Below are 17809 nucleotides of genomic sequence, written 5' to 3'. Positions count from 1 at the left end.
ATAAATTAAAGAATAGTTGCGCGTGACAAGGATATGTCAGAGGGCGGGTGATATAATGCAAGACAGAAAAACGAGCAGCAAAGGGGGAGCCAGCTTGAAAATTGTTAGCGTTTACAATAATTTTTTCAAAAATAATATGTTTATGAAAATGCTGCTGATCTTTTCGCTGATCTCGATCGTTACGATGATTACGCTGTCCTATCTTATTTTTCTATCTGTATCGGATTCCACCATTCGCCGGGAATTGGCCATTCAGAAGGCTGCGATGGAACATGTAGACCGCTACATGCATCAACAGTATGAATTGGTGCAGAACATGGTGCGGGATATGCATCAGAATGAGGCTTTATCTGCCAACATTATTTATCTGATGAACCACTCGTATGCCGAGTATGCTCAGCATATGACGAACGGTTATTACGCCAATCGGGACGACTATTCGGCCGAGGTGCTCAGGCATTTTCAGAACATGATCGACCGCAATTCGGACATTCATCAGTTGATGCTGTACAGTGCCGAGAAGCAGAGCTTGTTCACCTTCAATCAGTATAAGCAGTTCCGCAGGCTGGACGCCAACGTAGCGAGATCTTATATTCCCGATGTGATGGCTATGGAGATGCCAAATATCAATGCACCCAATTACTGGATTCGCAAGGCGATCAATCTATGGGACCCTGCACTGTATGCCATACGTGTGCCCATTAACAATACACAGACCTTGCGCAATATGGGGCAGTTTCTCATTTTTTTTGACTCAAAGGGCATCGGCAGTGCACTGGATAACTATGAGCGGAATCTGAAGGGGGATATCGTAGTGCTGTCTGCTAAAGGCACGGTATTATTCGATTCCGGCGGCAGGTACTACGGGAAGAGGTATCCTTATGTCGAAGCGGCAGATTCACTGTTTGACCAGACCGATATGGATGCGATGAAGAAGGAACAGAACATGTATGTGAACCGATTTGTGTCTGCTGATCAGGGGTATGTCGTCATTGGCACAGTACCTGTAAAAGAGATGGCAGAAGCGTATGCAGGGATTCGGAATACCATTATTTCCATTAGCTTTATTTCTCTGCTGTTTGCCGTGTTTGTTCCGGCCTTTTTCATTATTAACTTTGCCAAGCGTACTCGCAGAATCATTCGTTTCACCCAAAAAGTAAAATACGGCAATTTGTCAGCACGCATTGATGATGCCAGAGAAGATGAACTGGGACAAATATCGCACAGTTTTAACGATATGCTGGATGAATTGAATCTGTACATTGAACGAGTATACAAAGCAGAGATCAGGCAAAAGGAGACCGAGCTGGTAGCACTCCAGGCACGAATTAATCCGCACTTTCTGTACAATACACTGGAAGTGATCCGTATGAGGGCCATTTCACAGGGGGCAAGAGATGTAGGGGAGATGATCTACAGCCTGTCGGTGTTGTTCAAAAGTCTGGTGCAGCAGAAGCCTGATTACACGCTGAAAGATGAGATGGAGGCTTGCCGTTTGTATCTGGAGCTGTTCCGTATCCGGTACAAGGATATTTTTATATATACGATACAGATGGATAACAAGTATTACGAACACCCTGTGGTGAAGCTTTCGCTGCAGCCCATGATTGAAAATTATGTGGTACATGGTATGCGCACAGAGTGTAGTGACAATAAACTGTCGATCAAGGTGCACGAGGCCGGGGACATGCTGCAGATCGAGGTGCGTGACAATGGTAAAGGCATTGATGCTTCCCGGCTTGCAGAAATTCAGGAGGAACTGGAACGTGCAGAAGAATCCGGCCAGATGTTTGGATTGCGGAGTGTACACAGTCGCTTGAAATATTTGTTCGGTCCACAGTTCGGAATCACGATTGAGAGCACTCTTGGGCAAGGGACTATGATCAGAGTGAGATTTCCTTATCAATTGCGTTCTTGAGATCTCCTTATCAATACCATTCATGAATTTCCTTATAATACCATTATAAAATTTTCTTATAATACAATTCGGAAAGGAAGTGTGTATGTCATGTACAAGGTTTTTATTGTGGACGACGAGCCGTTCATCATTGAGGGGTTATACGATATTGTGGATTGGGCTGCGTTCGGGATGGAAATTGTAAACCATGCGAGCAACGGACAAGCCGCTCTGCAAGCTCTTCCCTGTCAGCCGGTGGATATTCTGATAACGGATATTTCCATGCCCTTGATGAACGGACTTGAACTTATTCGGGAAGCCCGGCGGCTGCAGCCGGAGCTGAAGGTGATTATTCTCAGTGGATTTAATGAATTTGAATATTTAAAAGAAGGCATGAAGCTCGGCATCGAAAACTATCTGCTCAAACCGATTAACGTAGATGAACTGGAATCCACGCTTCGTAACACAGAAGCGAAGCTGGATCAGCTCGTTACACCGCGTCTGGAAGAAAAATACGGTATTCAGATATTAAAGGACAATATTCTGCATCGATGGCTTACCGGGCAGATTGCTGCAGCGGAATTTGAGGAGCGTGCCCGTTTCATGAATCTTTCACTCGCTGCACCTTATGTCACTGTTGCCGTGCTGCGTGATCAAGGTCATAAAGGTCAGGTGCAAAGGTCGGAGCTGCTGTTTGCACAAGTTGAACAGCTGGTTGCAGAGCAATCCCATCTGAACCTCTTTCGGGATATGGATGGAGATATCGTGCTTGTAGCCAATACAGGAGACGATGCGGGGGAAGCAGACAGGCTGATGTCAGATTTGCAGGACCTGGCAGAAGGGCTAACGGTGACGTATCCCGATCTGCATATTGGTGCAGGCCGCTTGGTGCATGGAATTTATCAGGCGCCTGCCAGTTACGAGCAAGCGAAAAAGGCACTCCAGTATGTGTTGATCTATCCTGATCGGCGGGTGATCGATTATACGATGCTGGACCAGCAAGGTTATGCTGGGGGGGCCTTTTTTATAGATTGGAGAGCCTACGCCAAACTCATTTTGTCTCGCAGTACGGAGCAGCTCGCTGCGCAAATTCGCACCGATTTTGAACAGCACCGTCATAAACTAACACCTGAGCAGCTGCAGAATACAGCGCTGGAAGTCGTCATCCGTTTCAAGATGGAGCTGGAGAGCATCAAACATGTGGAGGAAACAATAATCTGTCAGCAGGGACTTCGTCTGGTGCTGGATAGTATATCCTTTGAGGAACTGGTACATGCATTGCAGCAGGTGGCAGCCCGGACGGTGGAGTCCCTTATTCAGGACATGAGAAATCCCATTGTGAGTCAGGTACTGCAGCACATTGAAAAGCATTATGCTGAAGAGCTTTCCTTGAAGCTGCTCGGTGCACAGTATCATCTGCACCCGGTTTATTTGGGGCAGCTATTCCACAAAGAGACAGGTGAAACATTTGCCGAATATATCAACAAGTATCGAATTGAGCGTGCCAAAGAGCAATTGCGCACCTCCAATCTCAAGGTACATGAGATTGCCCGGAATGTAGGGTACTGGGAGACAGGGTATTTCTATAAACAGTTCCGCAAGTATGTGGGCATCTCACCGACGGACTTTAGAGTGTTTGGGTGACCAGATGCACATTTCTCTTTAATTTGTACCTCGAAACCTTAAGTTTATCTTCTTTTTGTAAACGATTTCATTCGATAAGGTTAAAGCAGTTAGTTGATAACAGCAAGGGAGCAAAAGAAGAAAACACAAAAAGGGAGGATCACGCAAATGAGTAAAAGCAAAAAACGTTACTCGCTCGTTCTTTCATTGTTAATGGCTTTTATGTTTGTTCTTAGCGCATGCGGTGGCAGCAAAGAGGCGTCGGAATCCGCCGGAGCAGGGAACGATACTGTGCAGTTGATCTGGTACACCATCGGTACCCCGCAGAAGGATGTCAATAAAGTCATGGAGGAAGTTAGCAAATACACCAAAGAGAAAATGAATGCTACCGTGACCATGAAAATGGTGGATTGGGGTGATTATTCTCAGAAAATGCAAGTGAACGTAGCATCTGGTGAACCGATGGACATTATTTTTACTTCTGCTGGAGGTTTTGACTATGTGCAAAATGCCCGAAAGGGTGCATTTCTGGAACTGGATGAATTGCTTCCCAAATACGGCCAGGACCTCATCAAAACGATAAATCCTGCTTTCCTGAGCGGTTCCAAGGTAGACGGTCACAACTACGGTATTCCTGCCAACAAGGAGCTGCCGCAGCAGGAGGTTTGGCGTTTCAACAAAACGCTGCTGGATAAATACAAGCTCGACACTTCGGGTGTTCGAACGTTAGACAGTCTGGAGCCTTTGCTCAAAACGATCAAGGAAAATGAGCCAGGTGTTACCCCTTTTGCAATGGATAAAAACTACGTGCCTTATGTGCCGTACGATTATGTGATCCAGAACCTTCCGATGGCGGTGAAGCTGGACACAACCGATTACAAGATCGTTAACATTCTGGAGACACCGGAGATGAAGGAAGCGCTGACCACCATGAACAAATACTATAAAGCGGGTTATGCGTCTCCAGAAGCTGCATCAACAGGCTCTACCAACGATCTGACAACATCGGGCAACTGGTTTCTGGATCGAGCTCAGACGCAGCCGCTCGCGGACAATCAATGGTCGGCAAGTTATGGTTATCCTGTCGTATCTACCCCGGCAAGTGATGCCATTATTACAAACACATCCGTACAAGGCTCCATCATGGCTATATCGGCCAACTCGGAATATCCAGAGAAAGCAATGCAATTTCTGAATTTGCTGAATACAGACCCTGTGCTGCGTAATATGGTGGACTCAGGCATTGAGGGTACACACTACAAAAAAGTGGGTGACACTCATATGGAAAATCTGCCTGAATCGAAAAACTACGATATGCCTTCCTACTCCCTCGGAAATAACATGCTGCTCTATCTCAACAGCAATGATCCGGATAATAAATGGGAGGAGTTCAAAACATTCAATGCAGAAGGCGTGGATTCGCCAATCCTCAGCTTTAACTTTGATGCAAGCAAAGTATCTGCTGAACTGACAGCGGTACAGAACGTGAAAGAGCAGTATTGGGCAGCATTGATGACAGGCACAATCGACCCGGCAACCAATCTGGATCAAGTGATTGAGAAATTCAATCAGGCCGGACTGGAGAAAGTGATGGCTGAAGCCCAAAGCCAGCTGGATGCCTGGAGAGCAGAGAACAAGTAAGGATACGGGAGATGGGATCGGGCGGCTGCTTGTAGCGTTCGATCCTTTTCCATTCACAGCCTGAAGGAGGATATCCGCAATGAGTACACTTTTGAAAAATCTGATCAAAAACCGAGTCATGCTGCTCATGGTGCTGCCCGGCGCTATCTGGTTTTTCTTCTTCTCTTATCTGCCGCTGGCAGGCACCGTCGCTGCCTTCAAGCAGTACCGCTTCAGCCGTGAAGGCTTCTGGGCCAGCCTCATGAAGAGTGAGTGGGTGGGATGGGACAATTTCAAGTTCCTGTTCAGCACGAATGATGCCTGGCTGATTACACGCAATACACTTCTTTATAACATTGCGATCATTTTTCTCGGTCTGGTTTTTGCGGTTGGACTCGCAATTCTGCTCTCCGAACTGATGAACAAACGTCTTGCCAAGCTGTATCAAACCGGGATGTTTCTGCCGTACTTTCTATCCTGGGTTATCGTCGGTTACTTTGTATTCAGCTTCCTGAGCATGGATCGAGGCATGCTGAACCAGATTATTGGTTGGTTCGGGTTCGAACCGATTCAGTGGTATTCAGAGGCCAAGTATTGGCCGTATATTCTGATTTTCGTTGCGTTATGGAAAACGATTGGATACAACAGCATCGTCTATCTAGCCTCTATTCTTAGCATCGACAAGTCGCTGTATGAAGCCGCCATGATTGATGGTGCGAGCAAATGGCAGCAGATGCGAAATATTACGATACCGCTGCTGTCTCCAATTATTACGATTATGACCTTGCTGGCCGTGGGCCGGATCTTCTACGCGGACTTTGGTCTCTTCTATCAAGTGCCGAGAGATTCGGGAACATTGTATTCCGTTACAAATGTCATAGATACGTATGTCTATCGGGGGCTGAAAACAAGCGGTGAGATCGGCATGAGCACAGCAGCAGGTTTGTATCAATCGGTTGTGGGGTTTGTGCTCGTCATCATCTCGAACTACGTGGTTCGCAAAATCGATAAAGACAGCAGCTTATTCTAGGATTACGAGAAAGGAGTGAACCTCTGTGGCTCAGGTTAGGCTTGTCAAAAGACGTGACTTCCACCACGTATCCGCTGCATGGAACGTGTTTATGAATATCATCGCCGGACTGTTTGCATTGATCTGTGTATTTCCCTTTATTTTTGTCGTAATTATCTCTTTTACGGACGAAAAAGTGCTGGCTTGCGACGGGTATCGTCTTATTCCGGCGGAATGGAGCCTCGCGGCCTACCAGTTTGTCTGGCAAAGTGGTGATACCTTGCTGCGAGCGTACGGGGTGACCCTTCTTGTCACCATGCTGGGCACCATCATTAGTTTGATTTTGATGTCACTCTATGCCTATGCAATCTCTCGCAAGAGCTTTCGTTATCGGAAATTTTTCTCCATCTTTGCCATTCTGACGATGCTGTTCAATGGAGGCATGATCCCGACGTATATGGTTGTATCCCAATTGTTAGGTATGAAGGACACCATCTGGGCATTAATTCTGCCGCTGGCGATGAATGCCTTTTACATTATGATTTTGCGTACGTTTTATTCGACCAGTGTGCCGGATGCCATTATTGAATCGGCGAGAATGGATGGTGCAGGAGAATTTCATACCTTTCTGAAAATCGTCATTCCGTTGTGCCTGCCAGGTCTGGCAACAATCGGTTTGTTCAGTACGCTGGGTTATTGGAACGACTGGTTTAATGCGTTGTTGTATATTGATAATCCAAATCTGGTACCGCTGCAATCCATGCTGATGCGGATCGAGTCGAGCATTCAATTCATCCAGCAGAATTCAGCCAACAGCTCGATGAGTCTGGCAGCTATGCAGTCCATTCCGCAGGATACGTCCCGAATGGCCATGGTTGTGCTGGCCACGCTGCCGATTATATTCGCATATCCGTTCTTCCAGCGTTATTTTGTTCAGGGTTTGACGGTGGGTGCTGTAAAAGAATAACGGGATTCCTCTACATGATGGGAGAGGCCCCCCCCTATCTCACCAGAGCAATTTTCCAGATGTATCTGTTGAGTTATTGTTGGCTTTTCTATAGAATGAACTGTATGAATACCACCAAAGGGGGCTTGAAGCCATGGAATCCTTGGGAGGACTGCTTCAGCAGCTGAACCCTTCCTTTCGTGAGCAGTCGCGGCGAATTATGGCGGATTTGCTGGAGGACCCGTATGTGCGTGAGTTCCGCGCAGGTCATCCTGAACTGAAAGATGCACAGCTCATGCCTGATCTGAGCAAGCTGTATCAGTATGCCAAAGATTCGAAGAACTGCGCGAATTGTCCTGGACTGGACAACTGTCCCAACGATTTTCAGGGTCATTTTTGCAAACTGGAAGTAGAGAACTTCAACGGTAAACCCGAAATTATAGATATCAAGGCACCTTGCTCGAAACAGATCGCCCGTCAGAACGAACATATGATCAAGCAGCGGATTCGCAGCTTCTATGTGGACGAGCGTGCTTTAAGTGCTGGATATAATGATGTGGAGATTATGGGTAAGGATCGTCTGCGTGCACCAGCGGTTAACCGGGTGCTGCGTTATATCAGTGAAACGAAGGCGAACGGACTTTCAACGCAGGGGCTGTATCTGGAAGGCTCATTCGGAACCGGCAAAACGTTCCTGATGTGTTATCTGCTGCATGAACTCGCAGTTGCGGGACATACAGGTGTCATCATTTATATGCCTGATTTTGTTGAGGATTTGAAGTCCATGATCAGTGAGGGGCAGAAGCTGAAGGAAATGACGGACATTTTGAAAAGCTGTGATCTGCTCATCTTTGATGATATTGGTGCAGAGAACCTCAATCCATGGGTACGTGATCATGTCATGGGCTCCATTCTTAATTATAGGATGAATCGCAAGCCGACGTTTTATACGTCCAACTACAACCTGGAAGGGCTTGAGAAACATTTGAGCTTCACCAATCGGGATGGCGAGGAAACGAATAAAGGTCAGCGTCTGATGGACCGGATTCGTCCATTTGTAGATGTCATTCAGGTACGGGGCGAGAATCAGCGAGGCAAGAGCTGAGTTATTTTTCTTTTTAAGACGAGTTCTTATGCCAAAAGATTTATGGCGTTAACAGCTGGAATCATTGTGATCTTACGTTAAAATAACACAGATGAACCCCAAAAAAGCCTGGCTTTCGCAATATGCGAGAACCGGGCTTTTCTGGTCTGTGGGAGCCTGAAACTGCCTTGAACATCCTATTCGGTCAGGAATTTAAAAATTACCATGCCAAAAAAGATAACAGTCATCAGGCCGCCCATGCCGACAACGCCCATAATCAGATCGAAGAGATCGTTTCGGGGCTCCTCGTTCACATGCTCACGCGGGTCGGTCATCCGAATATTAGCGTCCATCGTATTGCCTCCTTATGAGGATTGACAGCTTGGCCCTGTAAGCAGGACTGCAACCCGGAGTAATTTTAGTATACTTGGAAAAGAAAGCGTTTGTAAAGATTTTGCAGATGGTGTGCTGCACCTGTAATTGTGAAGATTTCATGTTGGGAAGATGAACATTAGTCGTTCATTTCACAAGTTTAACGCACATGTGTTATACTGGAAGTGTCGTTCACGACGTTACAGGTTAAAATAAAACCGTAAGTATATATAAGGAGGACAATTTCATGGCTATTGTTAACGTATCCGATCAATCCTTTAACACGGAAGTCGAAGGAGAAGGAACGGTTCTGGTTGATTTCTGGGCGCCTTGGTGTGGTCCTTGCAAAATGCTCGCACCAATCCTGGAGGAGCTGTCCGCAGAAGTTGGCGATTCCGTTAAAATTGCGAAAGTCAACGTAGATGAAAATCCGGAATCTGCTTCCCGCTTTGGCGTAATGAGCATTCCGACATTGATTTTCTTCAAAGATGGTCAACCGGTAGATAAAGTGGTTGGTCTGAACTCGAAGGACGCACTCAAAGGCATTATCGAAAAGCATCAATAAGCATATTCACAAGCCATCACAGCAATATCAATTAAGTGCAGGCTGACACATCGCCTCCGGTTTACATGCCGGAGGCGTTTTGCGTCGAAAAGCGATATGCAGGACAATATAAAAGTAAAACTAATTTTTACAACATCCGTGAACTATTCACACAATGACGTAAAGGACAGAAAAAACCTGAAAAAGCGAAGCGTTCGCCTTTATCACCGGATTTTTCCCTTTGAAAAGGGATCGAAAAAATCTGGGGATAACAGCGATTGGAAGGTTGTTCTGTCATTGGAGTGGTCGGTGTGAATTCTTTTGTGTAACTTATTACTTTTACTTTTTCGGAAGGGAGGACCCACCGAATTATGGACCCATTTATGCAGCAGTTAGAAGAGCAGGAGCAGGCACTGGAGCAGATTCGTCACAAGCTCGCACTGCTTCCGGATATGCCGGGATGTTATCTGATGAAGAACAGTGAAGGGACCATCATCTACGTTGGTAAAGCTAAAGTGCTCAAAAACCGTGTGCGCTCTTATTTTATTGGCAGCCATAACGGAAAAACGCAGCGTCTGGTTTCTGAAATTCGTGATTTCGAATACATCGTGACAGGCAGCAATATGGAAGCACTCATACTGGAATGTAACCTGATCAAAAAGCATATGCCTCGTTATAACGTTTTGCTCAAAGACGACAAGACCTTTCCATATCTCAAAATAACAAATGAAAAGCATCCGCGGCTCGAAGTCACCCGCCGTGTGCTGAAAGATAAAGCCAAATACTTCGGTCCTTACCCGAATTCGTATGCGGCACATCAAACGAAAAAACTGCTGGACCGCATGTATCCGCTGCGCAAATGTGGTGTGATGCCGAAGGAAGTCTGCCTGTATTATCACATGGGCCAATGCCTTGCCCCTTGCGTGAAGGAGATTGGCAAAGAGCAGTATGACGAGATTTCACAGGAGATCGGATCATTCTTGAGCGGTGGTCACGAAGAGATCAAAAAGGATTTGCAGCGTAAAATGCAGGAAGCGGCCGAAGATTTGTACTTCGAACGTGCCAAAGAGCTGCGTGATCAGGTGATTGCGATTGATGCAATCATGGAAAAACAGAAAATTACGATGGCAGATGCCAGAGACCGCGACGTCTTTGGGTTTGCGATTGACAAGGGCTGGATGTGCGTCCAGATTCTATATATGCGTCAGGGAAAAATGATTGAACGTCACGTGTCCACCTTCCCTTTTTACGGTGAGGCCTACAGTGATTTCATGTCTTATGTTACACAGTATTACAGCGACAATCCGGCCTTGCCGCAGGAGATTTTGCTGCCAGAGATGCCGAAGGAGCTTCTCCTTGGCGAGCATGTTACCGATTCGGCACATTTGCACGATGTAAATACGCCAGAGCATGGGCAGGCTGCGGTAACGGCCGAATCCCTGCAAGAGGAACAGCCGTTAGATACCAGCGATGTAGTGGCTGCTGAGCCGCTCGTTGCCGAGACTCGAGCAGCTTACGAGGTGCATACGACAGAGGAAGCAAAGAGCAATACTGCCGATGAGCTGCATACCGAAGCCGAAACCGAAGCTGCCAATGCCAAGCTGCCATCCGAGCAGGAGGACCCGTCCCAGATGGCGGCTGCCCTTCAGGAATGGCTGGAGATCAAGGTGCACATTCCGCAGCGCGGGTTGAAGCGTCAGATGATTACGATGGCACTCGACAATGCGCGAGTGGCGCTCGAAGAGAAATTCCGTCTGATTGAACGCAACGAAGAGCGTACTTCGAAAGCATCTGAAGGTTTGGGACGTTGGATCGGTCTGGAGCAGCTGCGCCGGATTGAAGCGTTTGATAACTCAAACATTCAGGGAACCAATCCCGTATCGGCCATGATTGTATTTACGGATGGCAAGCCGGATAAGAAAGAATATCGCAAGTATAAAGTGCGATCTGTTGAAGGCCCGGATGATTATGAAACGATGCGGGAAGTGATTCGCCGCCGCTATGAGCGGGTGCTTAAAGAAAACCTGACCCAGCCTGACCTCATCGTGGTCGATGGTGGTAAAGGGCAGATTTCGGCCGCAGTGGATGTGCTTGAAAACGAGTTGGGCTTGTTTATTCCGGTCTGCGGATTGGTGAAGGATGCGAAACACAAAACGTCTCAGCTGATGATCGGCAACCCGCCCGAGGTTATCGCCTTGCCTCGGGATAGCCAGGAATTCTATCTGCTGCAGCGGATTCAGGAAGAGGTTCACCGTTTTGCCATTTCGTTCCACCGTGAGCAGCGCGGCAAATCCATGGTTACATCCAGGCTGGATGCCATTCCCGGCATTGGAGAGAAGCGGCGTAAGCTGCTGCTCAAGCATTTTGGCTCTTTACGCAAAATTAAAGAGGCCAGCGTCGAAGACTTCCGGCCTCTATCTATTGGTGACAAGCTGGCAAATCAGATTATTGCAGCACTTCGTGATGAGGAGTCGTAACATACGGCTTCTCTTTTTGTTTGGGATTAAAACGATAAATTACATATCCCACGATAGCTGGAAGTACAATCCAGAAGATGCCGGCACTGATGTTCAATGCATCTCCCATGAAAATCAGACTGAGTCCCATCAAGAGGCTGTCGAAGATGACGTGAGCGAACACAACGGCAATGAAGCCGTGGCGCAGCATAATCAAGCTGAACAGCAAGCCGATAACGGTCAGCTCGATCGGGCGTGTAATGACAGGATAGATCGGATACAGCGTATGTCCCAGTGCCCATATGATCGTAGGGATCAAGCAGGCGATAAACGTATTGCGCACCACCTTTTGCATCATACGTATCCCGAACAAGCGATATACCGCTTCTTCACCAATCCCGGCCATCCAGGCCATAATCGGGAACACCCAGGCATATGTCATGTTATAGGTGGATTGATCCGCTGACGTTGTGGACCATGTGCCAATGCTTCGCTCCAGAATAAAGAACAGCACCGATTGTACACCCAATAAAATGAAAGCCCACAGATATCCAGTGTACATGCTGTGGAGCACGTATTTGCCGTAACCCGGCTCTTTGGCCCGAGGCCATGGATTCCAGCCGATTTTGCGCCACATGCCGTCTCCTGCCACAAGGGACAGATAGATGGTAACGCTCATCACGATCGTAAGTCCTGTTTGAATGAGCATGAGGAACGCCAGCATGAAGCTGGAAAGTCCTTGTGCCTGAAACAGGGGCAGCATGTTCAGTGTACCGATCATGGAAGCCGCGAAGTATACAATTGACAATACTACCCCTCGTTTGAACGATGTGTTCGCACGAGTCAGAATGCTGTAGATGATAGCCAGCACCCCGAGCACAAACGTCAAAAAGGCGTAACCACCGTAGGTTAACCAGTTCGCAAGTTTGGTCTGGTCCTTCACATAATCCGTATGTGCCTTCGGTACCGAGAATCCGGGATCAAAGGAACGCACGGCACCATTTTCAAACGTAAACTTCAGCTCCAGCCTGGAATCTCCGATTGTTTTACTCGCATCGGTGTACTTCAGACCCGGTTCACCATCTCGTGTCTCCAGTTGAAGCGCTGGCACATCATAACCGAACTCTTTCAGGATTCCAGCGGCGAGAGTTTTTTTCTCGTTCAAAGGCATGTGGCCTTCTGCAACTGATTCCGAGGTGGTGGGTATGCCCTGTTCCTGTTGGGATTCAATGGCTGTATACATAGAGGAAGGCAGCACATGTTTGAACGCGACAACCTTTCCGGTTTTCATATGTACGTCAACGTTAAGGTAACCGCCTTTGTCCTGATCTATCAAGCGCACGCGATACACATCATAAGGGTAGGTTTTTTCCCACTGCTTATTATAGGTATCGAGCTGCTTGGTCTTTGCCATGTATCCGTAAATATCAGAATGGGTCTGATAGGTTACAAGAGGTTTATTGGCGCTGCTTGGCAGTGTATAGTCGTCCACCGAAGCTGCGAATGATCGTGCCGCTTGTACTGCTTGCTCCTTGCTGATGTAGGCTGCAGATGAAATTTCTGTCGTTTGTGAAGAAGTTGCAGGGAAGATCTGAAACACAAAAAATAAAATCAGGCCAATCACCGCAAGCAACCCCAAACGCATGAAGTTAGCCTTAAACTGCAAAGGCTGCCCTAAGGGATTCATAAAAGCAATTTCCTCCTTATATTCAATTCCATATTAATGTAAAGATAGCACAGGGCAAGTACCCAATGCCAATGACATAGCGAAAACGGGTGCAAAACTTTGAAAATGAATGAAAATGATCGAAACACTTCGATTCAGTTGTCCCGATATGCGGGTTTTTGCCGTTTTGGTCAAATTCGATGTTATTTACACAAAAATCGTTTTGTCTGCATGGCCTGCAGCGCGTATAATTTTGAAGCAAATGTGTAGAATCCCGCATGTAACGGGATAAACAAGGGAACGAATAAAAGGTGACCTACCTTTTCTTTATATATGTTTCTTAAATGTAATCCATACATGCTGGACGTCTGGCGAACAGGGTAGGACATCAGTCGCTATACCGCATGAAGTATATGGGTCATAAAATCGGAAACTCCACGAGGTGGAGTTGTTTTCATTTTTTGTAGAGGTGGATGATACAGAAGTGGGATTCAAAATTCAATGGGCACAATTATCGCCGCCACGTATTCTTGTGTTGGGTTTCGCTAGTATTATTTTGATAGGCACGCTACTGCTCATGCTTCCAGCGTCCAGTCGAAGTGGAGAAAGCCTGGCCTTAATCGATGCATTTTTTACTGCTACTTCAGCTGTTTGTGTAACTGGACTGGTTGTCGTGGATACAGGAACACACTTTTCGGTGTTAGGTCAGGTCATTATTGCTGTACTAATTCAGGTTGGCGGGCTCGGCTTTATGACGATGTCTACCCTGGTTGCTATTGCCTTCAAACGAAGAATTTCACTCAGGGAACGGCTGATTTTGCAGGAAGCAATGAATCAAAATACGATGGAGGGCATCGTACGGCTGATTCGCAAGGTGGTTGCTTACTCTCTCATTCTGGAGGCGGTATGCGGAACGTTGTTTGCACTACGCTGGTCATTGGATATGCCCATCAGCCGTGCCATTTATTATGGATATTGGCATGCAATTTCCTTGTTTAACAATGCAGGCTTCGATATGTTTGGAGATTTCAGCAGCCTGACCGGTTATGTGTCTGATCCGATGGTTAACTTTACAGCAATGTTTCTAATAATTTCAGGGGGCATCGGATTTGTGGTGCTGTCGGATCTGGTGGATTACCGAAAAACGAAAAAGCTATCCTTGCATACCAAAGTTGTTTTACTAATGACGGCCTTGCTCATTCTGCTTGGTGCACTGGTCATTTTTATATTTGAATTTACTAATCCCCGAACACTCGGAGGGCTGAACTGGGGAGGTAAAATACTGAGTTCGTTCTTCCAGTCAGTAACGCCGCGCACAGGTGGAGCGAATACATTAGATATTGCAGGTATGAGACAAGCTACACAGTTCTTTATGATCATTCTGATGTTTATCGGTGCTTCTCCGGGATCAACCGGGGGCGGGATCAAAACAACGACGTTTATCGTTATGGTCGGCGCAGTTATTGCCATGATTCGGGGACGAGAGGACATTGTATTTTTCCGGTATCGCGTTGCACAGGAACGAATTTTTAAAGCGCTGACGATCACGTTACTGGCTCTGCTATTTATCATTGCGGTTACAATGGTACTGAGTACAACAGAGGACAGCAGTTTTTTAATGATTATATTTGAAACAACATCGGCCTTCAGTACGGTTGGATTATCGCTGGGTCTGACGTTAAAACTGACGACTTTCGGAAAACTTTTAATTTGCTTCACGATGTTTGCAGGAAGAGTTGGGCCGATTACACTGGTTTATGCACTGGGGCAAAAAAACAAAAAAGGAAAAGAACTATACAGATATCCGGAAGGCAAGATGATTATTGGCTAATGGTGGTTAGGTTGGCGGTTGAGGCTAATAGGTTAGTTAATGAAGTTTAGGTTGATAGATGATTATTTGGATAGAAGGGTTCGTGAAGAACGATGAAAAAACAGCAGTTTGCGGTGATTGGACTTGGGCGCTTCGGCTCCAGTCTGGCTCAGGAGTTGATGGAGCTCGGTTACGAGGTGCTTGGGATTGATAAAAATGAAGAGCTTGTCGAAGACATGAGTGATCTGGTCACTCACGCTGTCGTTGCAGATGCGACGGATGAGGAAGTGTTGCGCTCTTTGGGCATTCGTAATTTTGACTGCGGCATCGTTGCCATTGGTGACGATATCCAGACGAGTATCCTTACCGCCATTCTGCTCAAAGAACTGGGAGTCAAAACGGTTGTGGCTAAAGCCATCTCTGTTCTTCACGGACGGGCGCTAGACAAGCTGGGCATTGACCGTGTTGTGTACCCGGAACGGGATATGGGCATCCGGGTCGCTCACCAGCTGGTGACACCCAACCTGCTGGATTACATCGAATTGTCCAATGATTACAGCATTGTGGAGATGAAGGTGCCAGCCTGTCTGCACAATAAAACGTTGTCCACCCTTAACGCCCGGGTACGCTTTAACTGCAGCATCGTAGCTCTGCAAAAGGAAGCGGGCGTTATCATTGCCCCGACAGCAATGGATTCATTGCAAATGGGGGATATAATGGTCATTATTGGCAATAATGATGACATCGACCGGTTTGAGGAAGAGGTCATTAGTCAGGAGAGCTGAAGAGGCGGGGGATTATGTATCCCCATGTGTTTTCTTCTTTCCATCAAGGCGCCGTTGTTCTCCGTGAGGGCAATGGCGCTTTTGTGGTAAAAAATGCCGCTGTCTCCCGGACCCACTGTCTGGAGGTTTCGCTGAGGTCCTCCTTTTCCCCGTAAATCATGCAGGTTGTTCTTCGGGTCTGCCTGAGCTGTGGCAAATGCACGGCAGCCAGATCATTGTCAGCCAGCAGCTGCGGACGAAGGTAGGATTTGGGCAGCAGGGCAGCAGCTTTACAGGTCGGGAGCAGGCGGATAATCGCCTCAAAGGAGTCGATCTCCATGCGAATGTCAGGCATTACGGTGCAGCGCTGAAACAGGTCATCGGTCAGCTTGCGGTACCATGTTCCCTTGGAGAACGTAATCATCGGCAGATCCTGCAAATGCTCCATCCCGGCTTCTTTGCCTGCCAGCGGGTGCGTCAGGGGCACGACCAGCTCCAGGTGATCATCAAAAAGAGGCACACAGTTCAGCCCTGCTTCACTGATGGAGGAGGCAACGATGCCGACATCGGCTTTTTTATCACGCACAAAAGAAACGATCTCATGTGTTTTGCCTGTTAACAGCTTCAATTCTGCATGGGGATGCTTCTCCATAAAAGCGTTGACCAGCGGAGGCAGGGTCGTCTGAAGAGTCGTCAGGCTGGCGCCGAGCGTAATAATGCTCTGTTCTTCATCCTTATATTGAGACAGCATGGTGAGAAATTTTTGCTGCTGCTGTTTCTGTTCCACGGCGAAGGTGTATGCGAGCTGACCTACACTCGTTAATTCCAGCCGTTTGCCCCGGCGATGAAAGAGGGATACCCCCAGTTCATCCTCCAGCTTGGAGATTTTACGGGAGAGTGCGGGCTGGGACAAGTTCAGTAATTTGGAAGCGCGGTTCAGGCTGGACTGCTCCACAACCGCCGCAAATGCGTTTAATTCTTCGAACATGAACACAAACCTCTCTTCTTCGTGAGTGTGATTATTGCCCTTGATTAATTTTTTTCTTATTGTATGGCTTTTACACTCGTTGTTTTAAGATTGTAGAGTCTTTAGGTCGATTGTTTAGAGCTTATACCTATAGGTTATAACATTTAATAATTATATTGCAATTCCCTTATAAGAAAAAAAGGAGTAACATGAATTGTGACACAAGTTGTTCACACCTGAACAAATCGGAACAATTTGTCGAACTTTCCTGCTCAGGAAGGATTCGTGTCATGATATGCGAATGTATTTTATGAAAACGTTGTATTTAGCGAAAGGGGATCGACATTTTATGAAAGGGTTTTACTCCAGAAAGCTGCACTCCTTGCTTGGCGTCATTCCGCTCAGTTTGTTTTTTGTTGAGCATCTGGTGACGAACTTCTCGGCAGTTGAAGGCGGCAAAGAAGCTTTTAACGGTGCGGTTGCCTTCCTGAACAGTCTGCCGCTCGTCATCGTTTTGGAAACGTTTCTGATCTGGCTGCCGCTGTTCTATCACGGTGTATATGGTCTGTACATTGCTTATCAGGCCAAGCCGAACGTGGGTCGTTACGGCAATGAGCGTAACTGGCGCTACACGCTCCAGCGCGTCAGTGGTGTCATCACATTTGTATTTGTGATCTGGCACGTGTGGGAGACGCGTGTGCAAGTGGCTCTCGGTCATGTAACACACGAACAGCTTGGCGGTGTTATCCATGACATCGTGATGAATCCGGTAACGTTTATTTTATATCTGATCAGTGTTGTGGCGGCATCCTATCACTTTGCCAACGGGCTCTGGTCATTCCTTGTTAGCTGGGGAATCACAGTCGGACCTCGTGCACAGCGCGTATCCTCGTATGTGTGCATGAGCTTGTTCGCTATTATTTCCATCATGTTTATCGCTTCATTGTTTGCTTTCCGGAACGTAGATTTCGAGACAGCTACTTCAATGATTGATGCGGTAAAATCAGTTCTGGTTTAATTTTGTAAACGAGTGCTTATCTCTATTTTGTAT

14 protein-coding genes are annotated in these 17809 nt (G+C 46.9%); 11 read left to right on the top strand and 3 right to left on the bottom strand.

The genetic code is table 11. The features are described from left to right. The first annotated feature begins 94 nt into the window (after positions 1 to 94). From HNR77_RS09160 to dnaI, 6 genes are all read left to right on the top strand, one after another. On the top strand, positions 95 to 1918 hold the full coding sequence (locus HNR77_RS09160; protein WP_397366432.1) for a sensor histidine kinase: 1824 nt from the start codon (positions 95 to 97) through the stop codon (positions 1916 to 1918). Positions 1919 to 2008: 90 nt separating this feature from the next. Next, entirely contained in the window at positions 2009 to 3541 is a 1533-nt protein-coding gene (locus HNR77_RS09155) for a response regulator transcription factor (RefSeq protein ID WP_184182792.1), read from the top strand. Between the two features lie 147 nt (positions 3542 to 3688). Beyond that, a complete protein-coding gene (locus HNR77_RS09150) occupies positions 3689 to 5161 on the top strand; it encodes an ABC transporter substrate-binding protein (RefSeq protein WP_184182789.1) in 1473 nt (490 codons plus the stop codon). Positions 5162 to 5240: 79 nt separating this feature from the next. Further along, the gene (locus HNR77_RS09145; RefSeq protein ID WP_184182786.1) at positions 5241 to 6170 is read left to right on the top strand and encodes an ABC transporter permease; all 930 of its coding nucleotides are present in this window, start codon (positions 5241 to 5243) and stop codon (positions 6168 to 6170) included. Positions 6171 to 6195: 25 nt separating this feature from the next. After that, the gene (locus HNR77_RS09140; RefSeq protein WP_184182783.1) at positions 6196 to 7116 is read left to right on the top strand and encodes a carbohydrate ABC transporter permease; all 921 of its coding nucleotides are present in this window, start codon (positions 6196 to 6198) and stop codon (positions 7114 to 7116) included. Positions 7117 to 7249: 133 nt separating this feature from the next. After that, entirely contained in the window at positions 7250 to 8200 is a 951-nt protein-coding gene (gene dnaI, locus HNR77_RS09135) for a primosomal protein DnaI (protein ID WP_111269482.1), read from the top strand. 176 nt (positions 8201 to 8376) lie between these two features. On the opposite strand, the gene HNR77_RS09130 is transcribed toward dnaI, so the two are convergent. Continuing rightward, positions 8377 to 8532 (bottom strand): YqzM family protein, encoded by a 156-nt coding sequence (locus HNR77_RS09130; protein WP_110897381.1) that lies wholly within the window; start codon positions 8530 to 8532, stop codon positions 8377 to 8379. Between the two features lie 266 nt (positions 8533 to 8798). On the opposite strand from HNR77_RS09130, the gene trxA reads away from it, so the two are divergent. Continuing rightward, the gene (gene trxA / locus HNR77_RS09125) at positions 8799 to 9116 is read left to right on the top strand and encodes a thioredoxin (RefSeq protein WP_110897382.1); all 318 of its coding nucleotides are present in this window, start codon (positions 8799 to 8801) and stop codon (positions 9114 to 9116) included. Positions 9117 to 9466: 350 nt separating this feature from the next. Beyond that, complete coding sequence (gene uvrC, locus HNR77_RS09120) at positions 9467 to 11572, top strand: excinuclease ABC subunit UvrC (protein ID WP_184182780.1); 2106 nt, start codon at positions 9467 to 9469, stop codon at positions 11570 to 11572. On the opposite strand, the gene HNR77_RS09115 is transcribed toward uvrC, so the two are convergent. Next, a complete protein-coding gene (locus HNR77_RS09115) occupies positions 11541 to 13238 on the bottom strand; it encodes a CPBP family intramembrane glutamic endopeptidase (protein ID WP_184182777.1) in 1698 nt (565 codons plus the stop codon). The two genes, uvrC and HNR77_RS09115, sit on opposite strands and share 32 nt — an antisense overlap. Positions 13239 to 13701: 463 nt before the next feature. On the opposite strand from HNR77_RS09115, the gene HNR77_RS09110 reads away from it, so the two are divergent. Further along, positions 13702 to 15048, top strand: a complete 1347-nt coding sequence (locus HNR77_RS09110) for a TrkH family potassium uptake protein (protein WP_184183149.1) — start codon at positions 13702 to 13704, stop codon at positions 15046 to 15048. 92 nt (positions 15049 to 15140) lie between these two features. Continuing rightward, a complete protein-coding gene (locus tag HNR77_RS09105; protein ID WP_111269478.1) occupies positions 15141 to 15812 on the top strand; it encodes a potassium channel family protein in 672 nt (223 codons plus the stop codon). A 43-nt stretch (positions 15813 to 15855) separates the two neighbouring features. Here HNR77_RS09105 and HNR77_RS09100 read toward each other — a convergent pair whose 3' ends face one another. Continuing rightward, on the bottom strand, positions 15856 to 16779 hold the full coding sequence (locus HNR77_RS09100; RefSeq protein WP_145405364.1) for a LysR family transcriptional regulator: 924 nt from the start codon (positions 16777 to 16779) through the stop codon (positions 15856 to 15858). 328 nt (positions 16780 to 17107) lie between these two features. On the opposite strand from HNR77_RS09100, the gene HNR77_RS09095 reads away from it, so the two are divergent. Then, a complete protein-coding gene (locus tag HNR77_RS09095; RefSeq protein WP_184182774.1) occupies positions 17108 to 17776 on the top strand; it encodes a succinate dehydrogenase cytochrome b558 subunit in 669 nt (222 codons plus the stop codon). Positions 17777 to 17809: the final 33 nt, after the last annotated feature.

Origin of the sequence: Paenibacillus sp. JGP012 (assembly GCF_014203995.1) — a bacterium.
Taxonomy (GTDB): domain Bacteria; phylum Bacillota; class Bacilli; order Paenibacillales; family Paenibacillaceae; genus Paenibacillus; species Paenibacillus silvae.
This window is presented reverse-complemented; position numbering and strand designations above follow the sequence as displayed.